This is a genomic window from Maritalea sp. YIW29, assembly GCF_057219265.1.
Window position 1 is genome coordinate 690795 of the sequence record NZ_JBXVVF010000002.1, and the last position, 19545, is coordinate 710339.

At 49.5% G+C, this 19545-nt stretch carries 25 protein-coding genes; 14 read left to right on the forward strand and 11 right to left on the reverse strand.

What is annotated here, in order from left to right; translation table 11 throughout:
- Nucleotides 1-32: 32 nt before the first annotated feature.
- Together leuC and AC2D8L_RS12565 are read left to right on the forward strand one after the other, a co-directional pair.
- A complete protein-coding gene (gene leuC, locus AC2D8L_RS12560) occupies nt 33-1442 on the forward strand; it encodes a 3-isopropylmalate dehydratase large subunit (protein ID WP_484686403.1) in 1410 nt (469 codons plus the stop codon).
- Between the two features lie 8 nt (nt 1443-1450).
- Nucleotides 1451-2047, forward strand: a complete 597-nt coding sequence (locus AC2D8L_RS12565) for a DUF4893 domain-containing protein (RefSeq protein WP_484685826.1) — start codon at nt 1451-1453, stop codon at nt 2045-2047.
- Here the strand turns inward: AC2D8L_RS12565 and AC2D8L_RS12570 are convergent.
- The 4 genes from AC2D8L_RS12570 to AC2D8L_RS12585 form a co-directional block, all read right to left on the reverse strand.
- On the reverse strand, nt 2037-2753 hold the full coding sequence (locus AC2D8L_RS12570) for a hypothetical protein (RefSeq protein WP_484685827.1): 717 nt from the start codon (nt 2751-2753) through the stop codon (nt 2037-2039). The genes AC2D8L_RS12565 and AC2D8L_RS12570 overlap by 11 nt on opposite strands.
- Nucleotides 2734-3618: a holdfast anchoring protein HfaB gene (hfaB, locus tag AC2D8L_RS12575; protein ID WP_484685828.1), complete on the reverse strand. Its 885-nt coding sequence runs from the start codon at nt 3616-3618 to the stop codon at nt 2734-2736. Before hfaB ends, AC2D8L_RS12570 begins: the two co-directional genes overlap by 20 nt.
- Nucleotides 3619-3626: 8 nt before the next feature.
- Nucleotides 3627-4055, reverse strand: coding sequence for a hypothetical protein (locus AC2D8L_RS12580; protein WP_484685829.1), 429 nt, complete (start codon nt 4053-4055; stop codon nt 3627-3629).
- Between the two features lie 141 nt (nt 4056-4196).
- The gene (locus tag AC2D8L_RS12585) at nt 4197-4898 is read right to left on the reverse strand and encodes a hypothetical protein (protein ID WP_484685830.1); all 702 of its coding nucleotides are present in this window, start codon (nt 4896-4898) and stop codon (nt 4197-4199) included.
- Nucleotides 4899-5276: 378 nt separating this feature from the next.
- Between AC2D8L_RS12585 and AC2D8L_RS12590 the strand changes: the two genes are divergently transcribed.
- On the forward strand, nt 5277-5873 hold the full coding sequence (locus AC2D8L_RS12590; protein ID WP_484685831.1) for a DUF998 domain-containing protein: 597 nt from the start codon (nt 5277-5279) through the stop codon (nt 5871-5873).
- Here AC2D8L_RS12590 and AC2D8L_RS12595 read toward each other — a convergent pair.
- The 5 genes from AC2D8L_RS12595 to AC2D8L_RS12615 form a co-directional block, all read right to left on the reverse strand.
- Nucleotides 5848-6624 carry a COG3904 family protein gene (locus AC2D8L_RS12595; protein ID WP_484685832.1) on the reverse strand — a complete coding sequence of 259 codons (777 nt, stop codon included), beginning with the start codon at nt 6622-6624 and terminating at the stop codon, nt 5848-5850. The two genes, AC2D8L_RS12590 and AC2D8L_RS12595, sit on opposite strands and share 26 nt — an antisense overlap.
- Nucleotides 6621-7982 (reverse strand): hypothetical protein, encoded by a 1362-nt coding sequence (locus AC2D8L_RS12600; RefSeq protein WP_484685833.1) that lies wholly within the window; start codon nt 7980-7982, stop codon nt 6621-6623. Before AC2D8L_RS12600 ends, AC2D8L_RS12595 begins: the two co-directional genes overlap by 4 nt.
- A gap of 85 nt (nt 7983-8067) precedes the next feature.
- Entirely contained in the window at nt 8068-8703 is a 636-nt protein-coding gene (locus AC2D8L_RS12605) for a DUF998 domain-containing protein (RefSeq protein ID WP_484685834.1), read from the reverse strand.
- 57 nt (nt 8704-8760) lie between these two features.
- Nucleotides 8761-9411 (reverse strand): hypothetical protein, encoded by a 651-nt coding sequence (locus tag AC2D8L_RS12610; protein ID WP_484685835.1) that lies wholly within the window; start codon nt 9409-9411, stop codon nt 8761-8763.
- Nucleotides 9411-9662, reverse strand: coding sequence for a zinc ribbon domain-containing protein (locus AC2D8L_RS12615; RefSeq protein ID WP_484685836.1), 252 nt, complete (start codon nt 9660-9662; stop codon nt 9411-9413). Before AC2D8L_RS12615 ends, AC2D8L_RS12610 begins: the two co-directional genes overlap by 1 nt.
- A gap of 126 nt (nt 9663-9788) precedes the next feature.
- Between AC2D8L_RS12615 and AC2D8L_RS12620 the strand changes: the two genes are divergently transcribed.
- Nucleotides 9789-10151, forward strand: a complete 363-nt coding sequence (locus tag AC2D8L_RS12620; RefSeq protein WP_484685837.1) for a MerR family transcriptional regulator — start codon at nt 9789-9791, stop codon at nt 10149-10151.
- Nucleotides 10152-10177: 26 nt separating this feature from the next.
- Here the strand turns inward: AC2D8L_RS12620 and deoD are convergent, their stop codons facing one another.
- On the reverse strand, nt 10178-10888 hold the full coding sequence (gene deoD / locus AC2D8L_RS12625) for a purine-nucleoside phosphorylase (RefSeq protein WP_484685838.1): 711 nt from the start codon (nt 10886-10888) through the stop codon (nt 10178-10180).
- 135 nt (nt 10889-11023) lie between these two features.
- Here deoD and leuD point away from each other — a divergent pair, with 135 nt between their 5' ends.
- From leuD to AC2D8L_RS12655, 6 genes are all read left to right on the forward strand, one after another.
- Nucleotides 11024-11632 (forward strand): 3-isopropylmalate dehydratase small subunit, encoded by a 609-nt coding sequence (leuD, locus tag AC2D8L_RS12630; protein ID WP_484685839.1) that lies wholly within the window; start codon nt 11024-11026, stop codon nt 11630-11632.
- 102 nt (nt 11633-11734) lie between these two features.
- Nucleotides 11735-12124, forward strand: coding sequence for a RidA family protein (locus tag AC2D8L_RS12635; RefSeq protein WP_484685840.1), 390 nt, complete (start codon nt 11735-11737; stop codon nt 12122-12124).
- 62 nt (nt 12125-12186) lie between these two features.
- A complete protein-coding gene (locus AC2D8L_RS12640; protein ID WP_484685841.1) occupies nt 12187-12636 on the forward strand; it encodes a hypothetical protein in 450 nt (149 codons plus the stop codon).
- A gap of 112 nt (nt 12637-12748) precedes the next feature.
- A complete protein-coding gene (gene leuB, locus AC2D8L_RS12645; RefSeq protein ID WP_484685842.1) occupies nt 12749-13846 on the forward strand; it encodes a 3-isopropylmalate dehydrogenase in 1098 nt (365 codons plus the stop codon).
- A 376-nt stretch (nt 13847-14222) separates the two neighbouring features.
- Complete coding sequence (locus AC2D8L_RS12650) at nt 14223-15260, forward strand: aspartate-semialdehyde dehydrogenase (RefSeq protein ID WP_484685843.1); 1038 nt, start codon at nt 14223-14225, stop codon at nt 15258-15260.
- Nucleotides 15261-15349: 89 nt separating this feature from the next.
- A complete protein-coding gene (locus AC2D8L_RS12655; protein ID WP_484685844.1) occupies nt 15350-15790 on the forward strand; it encodes a GNAT family N-acetyltransferase in 441 nt (146 codons plus the stop codon).
- Here AC2D8L_RS12655 and AC2D8L_RS12660 read toward each other — a convergent pair.
- Complete coding sequence (locus AC2D8L_RS12660; protein WP_484685845.1) at nt 15787-16434, reverse strand: carbonic anhydrase; 648 nt, start codon at nt 16432-16434, stop codon at nt 15787-15789. The two genes, AC2D8L_RS12655 and AC2D8L_RS12660, sit on opposite strands and share 4 nt — an antisense overlap.
- Nucleotides 16435-16561: 127 nt before the next feature.
- Here AC2D8L_RS12660 and AC2D8L_RS12665 point away from each other — a divergent pair, with 127 nt between their 5' ends.
- From AC2D8L_RS12665 to sdhA, 4 genes are all read left to right on the forward strand, one after another.
- A complete protein-coding gene (locus AC2D8L_RS12665; RefSeq protein ID WP_484685846.1) occupies nt 16562-16768 on the forward strand; it encodes a DUF1737 domain-containing protein in 207 nt (68 codons plus the stop codon).
- A gap of 185 nt (nt 16769-16953) precedes the next feature.
- Nucleotides 16954-17328 carry a succinate dehydrogenase, cytochrome b556 subunit gene (gene sdhC, locus AC2D8L_RS12670; protein WP_484685847.1) on the forward strand — a complete coding sequence of 125 codons (375 nt, stop codon included), beginning with the start codon at nt 16954-16956 and terminating at the stop codon, nt 17326-17328.
- A gap of 18 nt (nt 17329-17346) precedes the next feature.
- Nucleotides 17347-17727, forward strand: a complete 381-nt coding sequence (sdhD, locus tag AC2D8L_RS12675; protein ID WP_484685848.1) for a succinate dehydrogenase, hydrophobic membrane anchor protein — start codon at nt 17347-17349, stop codon at nt 17725-17727.
- 6 nt (nt 17728-17733) lie between these two features.
- Nucleotides 17734-19539: a succinate dehydrogenase flavoprotein subunit gene (sdhA, locus tag AC2D8L_RS12680; RefSeq protein WP_484685849.1), complete on the forward strand. Its 1806-nt coding sequence runs from the start codon at nt 17734-17736 to the stop codon at nt 19537-19539.
- Nucleotides 19540-19545: the final 6 nt, after the last annotated feature.

Sequence of the window (19545 nt, forward strand, 5' to 3'; positions counted from 1 at the left end):
TCCTTTGATCTATGCCGAAAGAACCAAAACCGATGACCAGCGCACCACGTACACTTTATGACAAGATCTGGGACGATCACTTGGTCGCCGACAATGGAGATGGCACGAGCCTTCTTTATATTGACCGTCATCTGGTGCACGAGGTTACGAGCCCACAAGCTTTTGAAGGTTTGCGCATGGCTGGCCGAACTGTTCGCGCACCAAAACGTACTTTGGCCGTGGTCGACCACAATGTGCCCACAACGGATCGTTCAAACGGCATTGATGATCCAGACAGCAAGTTGCAAGTGGACACGCTTGCGATGAACGCAAAAGACTTCAATGTCGAATATTTTGATGAGCTTGATAAACGCCAAGGCGTCGTTCACATTGTTGGTCCTGAGCAGGGGTTTACATTGCCGGGCATGACCATTGTGTGCGGCGATAGCCATACCTCAACACATGGTGCTTTCGGTGCGCTGGCGCACGGCATTGGCACATCAGAAGTTGAACATGTGCTTGCGACGCAAACATTGATCCAATCCAAAGCCAAAAATATGCGCGTGACGGTCAATGGCAAGTTGCGTGATGGTGTTACAGCAAAAGACATCGTTTTGGCGATAATTGGTGAAATCGGCACAGCAGGCGGCACAGGCCACGTGATCGAATATGCCGGCGAAGCGATTGAAGCATTATCGATGGAAGGCCGGATGACGGTCTGTAACATGTCGATTGAAGGTGGCGCGCGCGCTGGTTTGATCGCACCCGACCAAAAGACATACGAGTATATCGAAGGCAAACCTCGTGCGCCTAAGGGCGAAGCGTTTGGTCATGCAAAAGCCTACTGGCAGACATTGCAAACGGACGACGGCGCAGTCTTTGATAAAGAGATCACCTTGAATGCTGAAGACCTAACGCCGATTGTGACGTGGGGTTCTTCACCCGAGGATGTTGTTGCGGTAACTGGCGTTGTGCCAAACCCTGATGATATTGAAAATGAAAATTCTCGCGCTTCAAAATGGCGTGCGCTTGAATATATGGGCCTAAAACCGGGCACTAAAATCACCGATATCCCGATTGACCGCGTTTTCATTGGTTCTTGCACTAATGGCCGAATTGAAGATTTCCGGGCAGCGGCCGCGATCCTTGAAGGTAAGAAAATTGCTGATAGCGTAAGCGCGATGATTGTGCCGGGTTCCGGCCTGGTTAAAGCACAAGCGGAAGCTGAGGGTTTGGACAAGATTTTCGTTGATGCGGGTTGCGAATGGCGTGAGCCGGGCTGTTCCATGTGTTTGGCAATGAACGCGGATAAGCTGAAGCCTGAAGAGCGTTGCGCATCAACTTCAAACCGCAACTTTGAAGGTCGCCAAGGCTTTAAAGGGCGCACCCACCTGGTGTCGCCTGCAATGGCTGCGGCAGCGGCGGTTGCGGGACACTTTGTCGACATTCGCGACGTCCAATAGAGGGTGATATGATCAAGACGAAAATAGCATTTGCGGCGATTTTCGTCTTCTCGATGACCTCAACAAGTATGAGTCAGAATTGCGAAACGGATGGGCTTGGCCTTTCCGTTCGCGATGTTGCGCGCTTGGAAAATGTTAGTCAGACGCGAATGCAGGGGCTATCCGAAGCATTACTGGGTGAACAAAAAGCTGAGCGTGCCGCGGTTTCTGTCCTTTATGCGTCAGGCATTCGGGTGCCAAAAACCGTTCAAGTTGGAAATTATGATTGCCGCACGATAAAGTTGGGCGGCATTTCGGCGCTTGTTAGCTACACGTATTTTGATTGTCGGGTTTATCAGGATGGCGACCAACTTAAGTTGGAAAAGCTAACGGGGTCCCAGCGGTTTACTGGTGAGTTGTTCCATGAGGGTAATGGCATAGCCTACAAGGGCGCGGGCCATTACGGTTATGAAGAGCCAAACATTTATGTTGGCGACAGCGACCGTGATCAAGTTGGCTGTGTGTTCCGTTCAATTGGCAAGCCGGATAGTTTGCTCCTTGAATTGCCAAAACCGTTTTTTGAATCCGTATTTGATGTGATCGAGTTGGTTCAGGTTACTGATTAAAGGCTGGCAAATTGGTCGGTATAAACGTCTGATTTACAAAACTTGCTTTGTTGCCGCCGATTACCGTCGTTGATGTGGCGCTTGCGACACTTCCGGTTTGGCGTGCAATGCCGGTTGTTACCCCATCATTGCTTTGCTGTAGCGAAAAGCTTGACCGAATTCCGTTTGACGTCAGCTTCGCATTGTTGCCGGTAATGCTCAGATTGGATTGGTAGATGTCTGTCGAATTGGAATTGAGCCAGACATCGCCGGTGATTTCGCCAGTGTTGTTTTGATCGATTGTTGCCGTTCGCTCGTCAAGGTCGCCATTGCCTGTAAGGGTAATCAGGTTGCCTGTAGCAACAGCCGTGTCGCGCAAAAATGAGCCATTACCAACTGTTATGGTTGAAAGCGCCTTGGCTGTGCCGAGCTGGGTTTGTGTGATTTGTGCGCCGCCGTTTGTCAGGTCCGCGGTGACCTGATTGCCTGCTGCCAAGGTCGTATCCACAATGTATGTGTCTGTGAAATCTTCGATATTGATGATGTTTTCAGTTTTCTGCGCACCAGTTTGGGTTTGGTTCAATATGAGTTGACCATTGAGCTCTTGCGCACTAGCAACCGAATTGAAGCTGACGGCTGCCATGAGGAAGGCCGCCAGTGTCAAAGTCAAAGAGAACTTGTTTGTTGTTTTGGAGCAGGCGAGCCGACTATGAATTGAAATAATCATATTTGCTGCCAGCATAGTTTAGACATTGATCGATCTCGACTTGATAGATTTTTGAACTCATTTCAAGCACGCTGCGTTCAATGACCGAACGTACGGCCCACTGGATAGGTTCAAGCGCGCGATCGCCGCCACCAATGTCAAAAATTTGTTTGCCCCAAAGGAATGCAAAAATCCCGCCAGAAACTTCACGACCAAGAATTTGTTTTTGCAATGAAACCGTGTCGACGACGCGTAAGGATTTTGAATCGACAAGGCGGAGGTCCATGCCCACATTCATCACATATGTTTTGCCCTTAAAGGCCGCTTTGATGCCTTGAATGGAGCTATCATTATAAAAACCGTTCACGCCTTGGGACGAGATATTGTAGTTAAGTTCGGTGATGCCGCCGAGCAATAAGAAGTCAGACCCCTCAATCATGCCCGCATGAATTGGGCGATAGGGTGATTTTGAAGCATTTGGGTTAAGGCGTGGGTCGCCGCCTGCATCGCCAATAAGCTTATTATTGGCCAATTTTAGTTCGGCTTCGGGAATGCTCATGTCAAAGCGTTCGACAAGATTGGCGCCCGCTTTCGAAAACGCGCTCATCGCCATCAATGAAGCACCTTGGGTGATTTTCTTGCCGCCGTCTTCGTCAGCTTTTTGGGTGTAGTCTGAAATGGCGCCTACTGCAATGCGCGGTGTAATGGCACTTTTTGCTTTTGCCGCTTGTGCCATACACGTTAAAGCGCTCGAATATATTGTGCCATTTTTTGTGACTTGTGACCCGCCAATTGGACGGGCATAACCAAGTTGGCTTTTGCTAATGGGGCTGTTACAGGCAGCTAGCAGGCTGAGTGCAGCGATTGTTGGAATAAGTTTCTTCATTTGCTCACTCAAAATTTCAGGTTGCCGTTGAGCTCAATCGTGCTCGATTGATTACCGGTATTGGTCTGGTCCGCGTCAACAATTACAGTGTTGTTAATACCCGACGTGATCACGTTCATGATGTTGCCGCCAACGGTGACGTTTATGCCCCCGTTCGTGGAGGCCTTGTTGCCGGTTTGGTCGATGACGCCGGAGGACAGCACGCCGTAGTCAAAAACGGTGCCATGCCCAAAGCCCGTGAATGTATTTGTAAAAGTAATGTTGCCAGCGTTGTCGCGCAGGCCAAATTTTGGGACGGATTTCTCTTCATCATTTTCCCAGCCATAATGCTTTTCTGCCCACCCGGAGCCTGGGCTACTTAAATCGCTGGCGTTTGACGCTACGGGGAACAGGGTCCAGCAAACGCTCGACAATAAACAGATACTCAATTGACGCACTTGGAGAAATCCTTCTGGTTTGCCTCCACCATTCGGCGCAAAAGTAACTAAACTTGGTTAATTGATTGATAAACAAAAAAGGGAGTAGCGATGTCTCGCTACCCCCAGTTTGGTCAACACTATGGGTGTTGATTATTCGATTTAGTCAGCGAATACGTTTGAGATATTCACAGAGTTTCCGATTGCTGCTGATGTGATTTTTACACCTTTTAGCGCATCGCCAATATTTACATCTGCATTTGCAGTTGTGATTGCGCCGCTCGCTTGTGTTGAAACAATATCAAGAACAGCGCCGGGTGATGTTACGCGGAATTGATTGTTTGAAGCCAAGTTAGTCAACTCAAACGCACCATTTTGCGTGCCGATATTGATGCTTGCAGTTGCTGCTGGGTCAATTGGGCGCATTGGTGGAGGTGTGATGAATGATTGGTCATTGCTGATTGATACGAAATGCGTACCCAAGCAATCGCCGCTGTCGCAGGGGTTTCCGGCGGTTGTGATCGTTGCATTTGAGCCGATCGCGATGTTTGAGATGTTTGTTTTGCCCCAAACTTCATCAACATTTACATTGACGTCTGAAAAGACATCAGCGCCGAAAGCTTGCGTGTTAGAAATCTGGACGTCGCCAATAAGGTTCGCCTGGAAATCATTGCCCATCGCAATGCCGGTAATTTCAAGATTTTTCGCTACAGTACCAATGTTCACATTTGTTGATTGTGTCACAACTACTGGAGATGTCTGAGTGTTGGAAACGTATGAAGTTAGATCCCATGCAGACGCAGAAATTGTTGTTGTTGCGAGTGCCAATGCCGCGATTGAAAGTGTTTTGAATGTGTTACGCATAATAACCTCTATTGTGTTGACCAAAGTTCCGCTTTGTTGCGGTTGCCAAATAGAGTGCAATCGTTGTGCCAGTTTTTTTGTGTCAATTTGGGGCAGGTTCGAGCTGTTTACTTCCCGTTAATGATTAACGTAAACCCCAATCTGGTACATGTGCGCCAAAATGTGCCAAATCCATAAAATGCCATATGTCTGCGTGCCAAATTGTTCTCAGGCATGTATGGCTTGAAAATTGGAAGCGATTGCATCGCGGATGCTCATACCAGTTATGTTTAGTCAGGTGCGTAAGTTGGATTGCCAACGCATGGGCTTGACAATAGTCAATTTCCTATTGAACGTATTCATTAAATAGGAAATCTGAATATTGTATTGAGGTTGAAAATGCCGCAAATCGGGCAAAATTGGAGCTTCTACGGCATATGCATCTGTTTCGTGACCGTGCTGATCGGGCCGTTTTTCACGCATCCTGACTATAATTGGGTGTTGCATACAACAGGGCAGATGGCTGGGCAGCAAATGCCGAACGCTTGGATCGTCCGGGCTGGTTATGTCAGTTTGGGTTTCGGCATCTTCTTGGACTCAGTGCAGTTTATCGACAAAGAACGGCATGAATATTTCGCCTTTATCGCACTGGGCTTATGCATGATTGGGGCAGGGGCGTTCAATTTACGATCGATTGATGTAACCGGATTTATGGCTGCGCCTTTTGAATATTGGCACGGCTTCTTGTTTATTGGCGGTGGGATATTTCTGGTGCTTGGTATCGCGTTGCGGGCGCGCACGCTTGATGACGGCTATGGCAAATCAATGGCCTGGGCCGCGGTTGGGTTGGTCGGCGCCGCGATGCCAGCAACATTCCTCTTTCCGCTACTTGCAGGCGTTTTCGAGCGCATTGCATTGTTTGTTGGGTTTGTTTGGGTTGCGATATATCTGCCGCCGTCACCCCAGCTCACTAGTCAAACTTCGTCGCAAGTTTGAATTTTCTCAGTTCATCTTGGGTAAAGTAATAGAGCTTTTCCGGTGGGGTTTCTAATGCATGCACCCAAAGCGCTGGTTCAGTACCCATCTCAGCAAGGTGTTTGGTGATGAGTGCAGTTGTTGTTTGCGCATCAGACATGGCTTGAGGCGCTGAAATCTGGTCTCCGGCGCCATAGATTTGATGCACGCCAATTGTTGCCTGTTTTCCTGCAATACGGGAGACGCCGCCGGCAAAGACGATCGGGCAAGATGATGCGCAGTAGCCGCCATTTTCGATATGGGTGTCAAATCCCAGTTCTCGTATTTTAGTTGAGATTTCCAACGCATCACGCACAGATCCGCCCGGAGAATTGATCTGCACTATGTCGATATATTCTTTGGTGCGTTCCAACTCGGCTAAAATGCGTTCCGCAGCTCCGGGGTCGATATGGCCCGACAAAAGCATGATTGCATTTGGCCCTAAAGTTGCAGCGATTGGGGCGGACAAGATTTCTGGTTGGACCGTCACGCGCTCGGTCGGGCTATATTGGGGGGCGTTGGGGTCGATCTCAGGTCGGTCAATCGCGGGCAATATCGGCCGACCCGTTTGTATTGGGTCGGTTTCGCCCTGCAAGTTCAGCTCACTGAAATCCAAATAGAGCACAGATGCAGTGCCCACCAATAGGCCGAAAAAGATGATGCGCATTAAGTTCGCATCGCTCGGCCATCCCCACCAATTGGCTTTTTGGTTAGCCGGTTCGTTCATGCTCATGATGATTTGGTGTCTTTTTTGAAGTCTTGCCGTTTTGCTGCATCGATCGAAGTGACATTGGGATCGTCATTTGCTGTGGCCGCAGGTTCTTGGGCAGGCTCTTCAATTGGCTCTTCTTGATCGGCTTCTTCAACCTGATACTCGACTTCAGGTTCGCGAGCAGGTTTCGAATTGCTGTTCATCTCGTTGAACAGACTGACAGCTCGCATCATTTCCGCTGCCGTGATTTTGTCCGCAGCGTCTAAAGTTTGGGCTTCGCGACGGCTGGCGGAATAAACCACGGCTAAAATGAGCACCAAAACCATGGGCAAAAGATCAATGGAAATTGCCCCAGCCCAACTTGGCAAAAAGTCACGGGCATAAAGCAGTACCGCTTCTGCAGACGATAGGGGCACAAACCGGCGGGGCTGAACTTGAGGTTGGTCGAGAATGGCATCGGCCGCGGCTTTTAGAGCGGTTGATTGGGCCTGAACAGCCCCCATAACGGAACGCATGACTTCGTCTTGTCGGTCGGCGAGGTCTTGGGTGCGCCCGTCAGCAACTGGTGCGATAAAGCCAAGGGACAAATCATCAGCTGACCGGCTGACCGAAGAAGCGATTGATGTTTCTTGCAGAGAAGCTATGACGCCTGTGAGGGCGACAGCTTCTGCGGCGAATTTGTCGGCGCGGGGTTGCACTTCGCCTTCACCAGAAACCAAGGCGCGCATATTCGCGAGGTGGGTTGAGCCTTGCTCAAACGAGGCGCTGACGGTGCTGCGCGACGCGGTGATGGTGTTACCCAACTCATCCAGCTGGGCCGACATTTGGGTGAGCAACTGCACAACAGAGCCAGAACCTGAAGTTCCGGTCAAAGCGCCAGACTGGCGTTCGTCATTGGCCAATCTTGAAAAACGAGATGAGGCGCGTTGAACGTCTGGCAGCAGGCTTTGGGCTGAAAGTGCGTTGCCATGGGCCGCGTCCAGATCGGCGACATAATCTTCTAGGGTGACCGCGAGATGTTGTTCTAGTGCGGCAGAACCAGCAAGGGCTGCAGCATTGAGCCAAGAAGACATGGCGACAATCATCAAACTACCAAGACCCATGACACCGATGAGTGCCACGCGACGTGCAGTATCGCGCATGAGGGGCAGGAATTTCATCATATAGGTCCAGAAGGCATAAATGCCGACGGACACAGCAACCGAATAGATAATGGCCGCAGCGAAGACGGTGTCTGCGGAGCCATCCAACAAGCTGCGCACACCTAAATAGGTGTATACGCCGCTGGCAAGCGCCAACACAGCGAGCGCAAATCGCGTCATTGTTTCAAGGTTTTTCACCCCGTCGCGCAGGCGAACAGCATTATTGTCTTCGAGCATCGCGTTTTGGTCCCTAAATTGGTTGCTCCATATTAAGGGGATTAATCGCGACTAAAAAAGGGCAAGCGGCAAGATTAAGGATTTGTTAGCCATTATGGTTAAGTTGCTGGCTTAGTTTGCGCCAATGGATCAACAAGTAGAGCAGCCAAACATAAATGCCAGTCTCCATCGCACGTTGCACCAGACCAACATAGCTATTGTCAGGTGTGATATTCGTCAAACAGATCAGCAAAATTGGACTGCAAATATAGGCCAGACGCTTAAAAGCATCTGGTTTGTCTTGGTCAGGGCTGGGGCTATAGTATGTCATGGTCGCAAGGCCCAATATGGCCAAAAGGTAGGCCACCAATCCGGTGCTGATGTGAATGGTGTGGGTAATCGTTGGGTCGTCCGGGCGGCATTCAAAATCACATGGCGAGAATGCAGCGACGCTGATGAGAATTGGATAGGCCAAGAAAATGAAGAGGCCAACCTTTACCGCACCGGATTTGGGTATAGTGCTGGATGCTAACCAAAGCCCGGCGAGCAAAATCACTTCGACCACAAGGAAACCAGCAAGATTTACATATTGCGCGCTGGGGGCGCCTTGTGCCCCCAATTCGCTCATGAATTGGGAAATATGACTGTAATTTGGGTAATTGCTGGCGCCGATTAGAACTGTGGCGATCAGCCAAAAATAGCTTAGCCCAACCAAAATAATTGCAAGATTATTGTTTTTCATGCTGCCCTCAGAATTTCATCACCTAAGTGGCAATTGGCAGCGAAAAAGACAAGCCCCTTAATTGAGACGCAAAGGCTGATATTGCAAAAATTTGGCGATGACTTTTTCAACCCGTTTGCGTTTTGCTTGTGTTGGAAGCTCACCCATCCGTCCTTTTAAGATCGCGACAAGGTCACCTTGCTGATCGATTGGGATCGCATTTGACGCCATCTCCGCATACATGGGCAATTGGTTTGGTGCGGCCTTTTCCAGCTGTGCCAGCAATTTTGGCATTGCCACATCGCGATAATGTTCGTCACCCGCAAGGCTTGTCAAAATCTCGACAGCCTTGTCTTTTGCGATCACCGACCCTCGGTCAGCGGCACTCAAAATGGTGTCCAAATGCTCAAATGCAGCGCCAGGAAAGCTTTTGCAGATATTTGCGATGGCGGTGAGCGCTCCCCAAAGAGTGCGATTATCTTTGGTGGTCAAAAGATCGAACAGAAATGTTGTTTTTTGATCGAACGAGCCCGGGGAAATTGCCGCCACTTCGTACAGTACTTTAATCGCATCGTGCTTTTGCGCTTTTTTGCCGTTGGCGACGATGCCGAGCAGTTCCAATATGTCGGCGCTATTATCAGCCTTTGCCGCAACTTGCTTGGCCAACTCAATGTTTGGCACTTCGTCGTTGCGTTCAAGAGCGCAGGCGAGTTGGTCTGCTAAGCTCATTATTGCCACCGTTCCAGTTTTGGCAATCCACGGGTGAAAAGCCAAGCCATGAATTTAGGCATGCCTTGTTTTTGAAGCTGTGCAACGCAGAATTCCTGCATTTCGCTCACGGTGAAATTGGGTTGTTTAAACTCACCACCCTCATAGCAGAGCGAGCAAAATTTTTCACTTTTTTGGCCGTTGGCTTCTGTGCCACCGCCGTTTGGGTCTTTCTTGAGCGGCATTGAGCAGCTTTGACAAAGTCCGGACATGTTCAAATCCTTCAGTTACTTAATTGTGCACAGCTGGCGATTGTTTTCATCAGCAGATTGCATGGACATAAGTGTTGATATAAAAACCATGGAGTAAAGTCAACGGTTTGAGTTTTGGAAGTCGAAATGCGCATTGGGCAATTATCAAAGCGAAGTGGGTTGAGCCGGGATACAATTCGGTATTACGAGCGCGAGGGCTTGATCCAATCTTTACCAGCGCCAGAAGCAACCAACAGCTATCGGGAATATCCAGAAGAGATATTGGATAGGTTGGATGTTATTGGGCAGGCGCAGGATGCGGGCTTTTCCATCTCAGATTTGAAGAATCTCACAGCCTTTTGGGAGGGCACCAATCAAGATTTTGATGGCGAGGGATTTCTGAAGGCCAAAGCGCTAGAAGTGAAAATTACGATTGAACGGGCTCAAGGTTTTTTGAACTTGTTGGAGGCGACGATAGAATCGTTGGAGAGAGGGCCGACCTCCTCGTAGAAAGGCCGGCCCCAAGTCTAGGTTGCCTAGATCTGTATGGCCAACTCCAATGACAATTGTGCCATGTCGGTTAGGGAGGATTGGCGTTGTTCGGCGTCGATTTCATCACCGGTCAAAATGCAATCGGTCATGGTGCAAATGGCGATGGCGCGGCATTGTTTGGCTGAGGCGATTGTGTAGAGCGCAGCGGCTTCCATTTCGACGGCGAGAATGTCGTGGTCGATCAGCGGCTGGTAGCTCTCAATCCCTTTGGGCTGATAAAAACTGTCGGACGAAACAATGCCGCCCGCATGCCACTTCATCTGCTTGCTGTCTGCGAGGTCTGCGGCTTTTCGCATTAGGCCAAAATCTGCGTGCGGCGCATAGGTGAAGTGCCCAAAAACATGGTCAAACATTTTGCTCTCGGTTGACGCGGATGCGCCAAGTACCAGATCACGCACTTTGACCTTTTTGTTCAAGCCGCCACATGTGCCGATGCGGATGAGGTTTTTCACTTCATATTTATCGATCAGTTCATTGACATAAATCGCCAAAGAAGGCTGGCCCATGCCCGTGGCTTGCACGCTGACACGTTTGCCGTTGAAGGTGCCTGTATAGCCCAAACAGTTTCGTACAGAGTTGACCTGCTGAACATCTTGCAAAAATGTGTCCGCAACCCATTTTGCGCGCAACGGATCGCCAGGAAGAAGAACGGTTTCGGCGTAGTCACCAGGCTTTGCATTATTGTGGGGCGTCATTTTACTCTCCGGTCAAATATTTTTGTCGCATCTAGCCACTTTTTGCGGGCCGATTCAACGTTTCATTCCGTCACGTGGCTTGACGCTTGTGCGTGGCTGGGGCATTGAAGGGCAGAATTATAAGGACATGCACTGATGGACAAGTTTACCAATTTGACTGGTGTTGCGGCACCATTGCCATTGATCAATATCGATACAGATATGATCATTCCAAAACAGTATTTGAAAACCATCAAACGCACGGGCTTGGGTAAAGCCCTTTTTGCGGAAATGCGTTTTGAAGAAGATGGTGTGACGGAAAAGCCAGAATTTGTACTCAATAAGGACGCATATCGCAAAGCGTCGATCATTGTTGCAGGCGACAATTTTGGTTGTGGTTCAAGCCGTGAGCATGCACCTTGGGCACTGAAAGATTTTGGCATTCGCTGCGTAATCTCAACTAGCTTTGCTGACATCTTCTACAATAACTGCTTTAAAAATGGCATCCTTCCGGTTGTGGTCACCGAAGAACAATTGGCGGCCCTATTGGACGATGCAGAGCGCGGTTCAAACGCGACAAGTACTGTTGATCTAGAAGGCCAAACCATTTCTGGTCCAGACGGTGGTTCCATTAGTTTTGATATTGATCCTTCGCGTAAAACTGCGCTGCTTGAAGGTTTGGATGATGTCGGGATTACTATGACAAAGGGTGATGCGATTTCTGGCTTTGAAGATAAAGTCGAAGGTGAACGTCCTTGGATCTAAAAACGAGGTCTAGTTCTTCGTTTAGATGAATGGATTTGAGGGTGGCGCATTGCGCCGCCCTTTTTGTTTTGTCATCTTGCCCGCAAATTATGGAGGATTGAAATGGCTGTTGTGAAAATTTCTACCGGCTCACCGTTTGAAAAAGTGGCTGGCTATTCACGCGCAATTAAAGATAGCGACTGGGTGCATGTAGCTGGCACAACTGGGTACGATTACAAAACAATGGTGATGCCGGATGATGTCGCTGAACAGGCTGATAATTGTTTCAAAACCATCGCTAAGGCGCTTGAGGAAGCTGGTTCATCTCTGAGTGATGTGGTGCGGGCGCGTTACTACATCACGGACGCAAGTTTTGCAGAGGCGGTCTTTGCAGTCACAGGCAGATATTTCGGTGAAATCCGTCCGGCAGCGACGATGGTTGTATCAGGGCTAATAAAGCCGGAAATGAAAATTGAAATTGAAGTTACCGCGCGCATTGGTGCTGGTGATTAAAGCGTCATCATGTGAGGCGAATTGTCACTTTTCTTAGCGCGAATTATAATATACGCTTGCGTATGTTTTTTCGTGGAGAAGTGATGATGCTCTTTATATTGGCGGCTTTGGCAGACTTAATTTTGTTCGTACTGCATGTGGTTGCAATATTTGTTGGCGAACCCGCCTATCTGTTTTTACGGGCGGGCAAGGCGATGGCTCAGGCGGATGCCAACGGTGAGAGCTGGCCGGCCATACTAACTGGTGTCGTTTGTACGGTATTTTTGGTCTGGGCGATAATTTCATATTGGGGCGGGACCAAAAAGCCATATGCAAACTGGGCGCGCAATTTGATGATTGCCATAGGCGTTGTTTTCCTTCTACGCGGCGGTGTGATTGTCTTCCAACTTGGTGGTTTCACGCTTTTCTCTGACGGAGAAGCGCCCCAATTGCGTGACTTCATATTCTCTGTTTCAGCATTATTGATCGGCGCATTACATTTGGCCGCGGTCTTTTTGAACAAATCGCGCTGAGTGTTTGTACTATAGTCTTGTCTGTTTTAGACGAATTGTGCCTGCACAGCCTTGTCAGGCAGCGCTTCAAAGCGTAGCAAAGCGCAAAATTCCAATTTAGGACGAGCAGATCATGGCAAAGCAAAATCTATTATTGTTGCCCGGCGACGGGATTGGCACAGAAATTATGGTTGAGGTGGAAAAGCTAATTGCGCACCTAAATTCGAATGGCCAAACAGACTTTGCTTATGACAGCGGTCTTGTTGGTGGTTGTGCATATGACGCACACGGCGCGGCTATCTCTGACGCAGATATGGAAAAAGCGCTGGCAGCGGATGCAGTGATTTTTGGTGCCGTTGGTGGGCCGAAATGGGATGATGTTCCTTATGAGGCGCGGCCCGAGGCTGGGCTTCTTCGCCTGCGTAAAGATTTGGGTCTTTTTGCCAACCTGCGGCCCGCAATTTGCTACCCGGCTTTGGCGGATGCGTCTTCATTGAAAAAAGAGATTGTTGAAGGTCTTGATATTTTGATCGTGCGGGAGTTAACCGGGGGCGTCTATTTTGGTGAGCCGAAAGAAATCATTGATCTGGGCGACGGGCAGAAGCGCGGCATTGATACGCAGATTTATGATACATATGAGATTGACCGGATTGCGCGGGTTGCCTTTGAATTGGCGCGAACCCGGGACAATCGAGTTTCATCCGCGGAAAAACGCAATGTGATGAAATCAGGCGTGTTGTGGAATGAAATCGTTACGCAAATTCACGCTGACGATTATGCAGATGTTCAGCTTGATCATATTCTTGCAGACAATTGCGCGATGCAATTGGTGCGTAATCCCAACCAGTTCGACGTGATTGTGACGGACAATCTATTTGGCGATATCTTGTCTGACGCGGCCGCTATGCTTACTGGTTCACTTGGCATGCTGCCCTCTGCTTCACTCGGCGCACAAGACGCTAAAACAGGCAAGCGCAAAGCGATGTATGAACCAGTTCATGGTTCTGCGCCAGATATTGCGGGCCACGGCATGGCCAATCCCATTGCAATGATTGCCAGCTTTGCGATGGCGTTGCGTTACTCGTTCGAAATGATTGAGTTGGCGGACAAGGTTGAAGCGGCAATTGCAGGGGTTTTGGATAATGGATTGCGCACTGGCGATATCATGCAAGCTGGCGGGACCAAAGTTTCCACCTCTGAAATGGGCGATGCGATTATCGCTAAGCTTTAGGCTTTTGGCTGATTGAGTTGATACGGTGGGGCCGGATTTCGGCCCCATTTTTGATTTAGTGGGTATGTTGCGAACCGTTCTGGGTCAAACTGTTATTGACTCTTAAACATTTGCCTATAGAAATATCGAAGTTATTTTTTGAACAATGTGTGAGCATTTGATGCGCGTTTTGCAAAAGACAGCGATGAAGATGAAAACCATGCCAACAATTGGTGGCGTGGCGCTTACACTTGCAACAATGAAAATTGCAACAAAAAAGACCACCACCAAAACCGTCTAAACCGTCTTCCCTGGGCTTTCCCCCGACAGGGTGGAGGGTCAAAGCGACGGCCGCAACCAAGGTTGCGCGGGGGGTGAAGACAAGGATCAAACGATTATGGGTTATAAGGTAGCGGTTGTCGGCGCGACAGGTAATGTCGGTCGCGAAATGCTTTCAATTTTGGCTGAACGTGGGTTTCCCGCTGACGAAGTGATTGCGATCGCTTCATCTCGCTCAGTGGGCCGTGAAGTTTCATTTGGCGACAAAACGTTGAAATGCAAAGACTTGCAGCATTTTGATTTTACCGGCACCGATTTTGCATTCATGTCTGCGGGTGGTTCTATTTCAGAGAAATGGGCACCAAAAATCGGCGCACAGGGCTGCATCGTCATCGATAACTCCTCTGCATGGCGTTACCACCAAGACGTGCCGTTGATTGTGCCAGAAGTGAATGGCGACGTGTTGGACACCTACATGGCGCTCAACGACAAGATGAACATTATCGCGAACCCGAACTGCTCCACAGCACAGTTGGTGGTGGCGCTTAAGCCGTTGCATGACCACGCAAACATCAAGCGTATTGTGGTGTCGACTTATCAGTCCGTTTCGGGCTCCGGCAAAGAAGCGTCAGACGAATTGTGGAACCAAACTAAAGGTGTGTTTGTCACCGACCAACCAACCCCTTCTGTTTTCACGAAGCAAATCGCGTTTAATGTGATCCCCCATATCGATGTCTTTATGGAAGATGGCTACACCAAGGAAGAGTGGAAAGTTTTGGCCGAGACCAAAAAAATGCTCGACCCGAAAATCAAAGTGACTTGCACCGCGGTGCGTGTGCCGGTTTTTGTCGGCCACTCGGAAGCCGTGAACATTGAATTCGAAAATGAAATCACCGCGGATGAAGCACGCAACATTTTGCGTGAAGCACCTGGCGTTGCAGTTGTTGATAGCCGCGAAGACGGTGGTTATGTGACCCCGGTTGAAGCGGCAGGCGAAGATGCAACCTATGTGAGCCGCATTCGCGAGGACGCAACGGTCGAAAATGGTCTAAATATCTGGGTTGTTTCTGACAATCTACGCAAAGGCGCAGCGTTGAACACAATTCAGATCGCTGAGAGCATTATTCAGCGTGGGTTGATCAACAAAGCCGCCTAAACATTGTCGTTCAGAACGAGTTGAGTAGCCGGGCAATTGCTCGGCTTCTTTTTTGCGTGCAACTTCGCCTTAGATGATAAAGATACATTATGATTGAAACACGCGCAGCAACACAACATGACCTCAAAGAGATTGCCCAATTATTCCTGCGCTCGCGCCAGGTGGCATTGCCGTTTTTGCCTATCCTATATTCGCCAGAACAAGACTTAGCGCATATGCAAGATATGTTCGCCCGAGGCACAATTGATGTGGCGGTAAACGAAGATGCGATTTTGGGATTTGTTGTGGACCTTGATGGCTGGATTGCGCATCTCTACCTTGATCCAGATTTTCGCCGGCAGGGAATTGGCGAGACCTTGCTGGCAAAGGTGAAACAACGGCGCGAATGGGTTGAGCTTTGGTGTTTCCAACAAAATTGGGCTGGCCGTTCTTTTTATGAAAAGAACGGCTTTACGTGTGTACGTGAAACCGACGGGGATAATGAAGAAAATCTCCCCGATCGGCTCTATCGTTGGCAGGCCGAAACTTAAGACTTATCGGGGCGTGCAAAGTCGCCCGTTTCATTGTCCATCACCCATAATTCAGCCGTTGAAATGTCAAACCAAGCGCCGTGAAGCTCCAATGTCCCGGCTTCAACAAGTTCGTTGATATAGGGGAAAGTGCGCAGGCTTTGGATAGATTGGCGCACACTGACGCGTTCAAGCGCTGTTTGACGCTCGGAGTTTGTCATCATGCCAGCGGCGGCGACTTGCTCGGCAACCGGGGCAAGTTGGCTCATCCATTTGCCAATAAAATCACCATCATCAAGCTTGTTGCCTTCTGAAGCGGTGAGCGCGGCTTGAATGCCGCCACATCGGCCATGACCCATAACAACAATGTTCGAAACACCAAGGCCTTTCACAGCAAACTCAATCGCTGCGGACGTGGAGTGGTGACGACCGTCAGGCGCGTATTCTGGCACCAGGTTTGCGACGTTTCGAACCACAAACAGTTCACCGGGGTGAGAGCTGAAGATCATTTCAGGCGCGGCGCGACTGTCGCAACAGGCAATAATCATGGTGGAAGGGCTTTGGCCTTTGTCGGCCAGATCGCGAATTTTTTCGCGTTCGGTTTGGAAACGGCCATCTATGAATTCATGATAGCCGTCGAGCAGTTTTGTTGGAAAGCTTTTCATGGTTTTTCAACTACATGTAAAATTCAAATTTTTCAATGCGCGTAAAGTAGCAATTGGTATGCAAATTTGTAATGGCTTGCGATTTGTGTCATTTGCAATCTACAAAATTTGATCAAGGAACAGACAAGTGAAGATTTATCGTTTTGTCACGAACAATGATGACGCCCAATTCTGCAAGCGTGTCGCAAAAGCATTGACTGAAGGCTGGGAGTTATACGGCGAACCCAAATATGCATTTGATGCAGCACAAAATGTCATGCGTTGTGGCCAAGCGATGACAAAAGAAGTGGCAGATCAGCCATTTGATATGGACAAAGCCTTGACAGACTATTGAGTGTGCAGGCAACTGGCTTAGAGTTAACTTTTGGTTACCAATAGGTAAGCTATGGTCGCTCGACTTAAGAACTAGGCCGTTTGTTTTGACGAATCTCAAATTGAACGGTACATATTTTACGCCTGAATAAGTGCAAATTGCGCAGGTTTAGGTGCAACGCAAAAAGATCAAGAGGCCCTGTCGCAATGGCTGAACCAAATCGTCCTCTCTCCCCACACCTTATGATTTATAAGTCTGAGATCACCATGGTGATGTCAATTGTACACCGGATCACGGGGACAGCGCTTTATTTCGGTACCGCACTTGTGGCGTGGTGGTTTGCTGCAGCCGCCATGGGCGACGGCGCATTTGATCTCGCGCAGGGCTTTTTCAACCACTGGTTTGGGCGTCTCATTCTGCTTGGTTACACATGGTCCCTATTCCACCATATGCTTGGCGGCTTGCGCCATTTTGTCTGGGATATGGGCAAAGGGTATGGCGAAGAACGCTATTTGATGGGCTGGCTCACCATTGGCGGCTCTGTTGTTCTCACAGCCATTGTTTGGCTCTTTCTAATATAGAACCTTTGGAGGTCTGATATGAGTTTTCGTACGCCGCTAAGTCGGGTGACGGGCCTTGGTTCTGCCAAGGAAGGTACTGAGCATTTCTGGGTTCAACGGATGACTGCGGTGGCCAATGTGCCGCTCATGTTGTTTTTTGTTTGGTTGGTGATCAGCCTTATTGGTGCTGACCGGGCACAAATGGTCGCAACTTTTTCTAATCCTATCATCACCGCGCTATCCATTTTGATGATTGTGAGCGCGTCCATCCATATGCGCCTTGGACTGCAGGTGGTGATTGAGGATTATGTGCATGGTGAAGGCCTAAAGGTCTCCCTCGTTCTTTTGAACACTTTCTTTTCATATGGCGTCGCTGCAGTTGCAGTTGTTTCGCTTCTTAAACTCAGTTTCGGGGGCTAAGAACTGATGGCACGCAAAGGTAGTTATGAGATTGTCGACCACGAATTTGACGTGGTCGTTGTTGGCGCTGGTGGCGCTGGGTTGCGCGCAACGCTTGGCATGGCTGAGCAGGGTCTGCGCACCGCCTGTATTTCAAAGGTTTTCCCAACACGTTCGCACACCGTTGCAGCGCAAGGTGGCATCGCCGCTTCGTTGAGCAATATGGGCCCGGACAGCTGGCAGTGGCATATGTATGACACGGTCAAAGGGTCTGACTGGCTGGGCGATAACGACGCGATGGAATATCTCGCACGAGAGGCGCCAGCTGCGGTTTATGAGTTGGAGCATTATGGTGTTCCGTTCTCACGTACCGAAGAAGGAAAAATCTATCAGCGGCCATTTGGTGGCCACATGCAAAATTTTGGTGAAGGCCCGCCAGTACAGCGCACCTGCGCGGCGGCTGACCGGACAGGCCACGCGATTCTGCACACGCTTTACGGACAGTCTCTGCGCAATAACGCAGAGTTTTTCATCGAATATTTCGCCACTGATTTGCTGATGAGCGAAGACGGCGAATGTATCGGCGTTATCGCTTGGAAACTTGACGATGGTACCATTCACCGTTTCCGCGCCAAACAAACTGTCTTGGCAACGGGCGGTTATGGTCGCGCCTATTTCTCGGCAACTTCTGCACACACCTGCACAGGTGATGGCGGCGGCATGGTTGCACGGGCTGGCTTGCCGCTTCAGGATATGGAATTTGTTCAATTCCACCCGACCGGTATTTACGGCGCGGGTGTTCTGATCACTGAAGGTGCGCGCGGGGAAGGTGGTTATGTCACCAACTCAGAAGGTGAGCGCTTTATGGAGCGTTATGCGCCAAACGCGAAGGACTTGGCGTCTCGCGATGTTGTTTCGCGTTGTATGACGATGGAAATTCGCGAAGGCCGCGGTGTTGGTCCAAATAAAGATCATATCTATTTGCACCTTGATCATCTTGATCCTGCGGTTTTGGCAGAGCGTTTGCCGGGCATTACCGAAAGCGCGAAAGTGTTTGCTGGCGTTGATCTCACGAAAGAGCCAATTCCGGTTATCCCAACAGTTCACTATAATATGGGCGGCATTCCGACCAATTATTGGGGTGAGGTGCTCAACCCAACCAAAGATGACAGCGAAGCGATTGTTCCCGGCCTTATGGCAGTGGGTGAAGCAGGTTGTGCTTCTGTGCATGGGGCGAACCGTTTGGGTTCGAACTCGCTAATTGACCTTGTGGTGTTTGGCCGTGCCGCGGCGATCAAAGCTGGTAAGGTTGTTGATGCAGCTTCGCCGGTGCCAGATGTGAACCCTGCAAGTGAAGAAAAGGCTTTGGATCGTTTGGATCGCCTGCGTTATGCAAGTGGCGCAACACCAACCGCTCAATTGCGCGATAAAATGCAGCGCACCATGCAAGAAGATGCAGCGGTGTTCCGGACAGAAGAAACGCTTCAATCTGGTGTAAAGCGCATGACCTCGATCTTTAAGGAAATGGCGGACGTCAAGGTTCACGATCATTCAATGATCTGGAATACGGATTTGGTGGAGACACTGGAGCTTGAAAACTTGATGGCCAATGCGGTGACCACTGTGGTTTCAGCCGAAGCACGGCAGGAAAGCCGCGGTGCGCATGCCCGTGAAGATTATCCAGATCGCGACGACAAAGTGTGGCGTAAGCATTCCATTTCACGTCTGAGTGAAAATGGCGATGTTGAACTCAGCTATCGTGGCGTTCACGTTGATCCGTTGACTGAGGAAGTTGACCTTGAAAAAATCGCGCCAAAAGCGCGGGTTTACTAGGAGAGG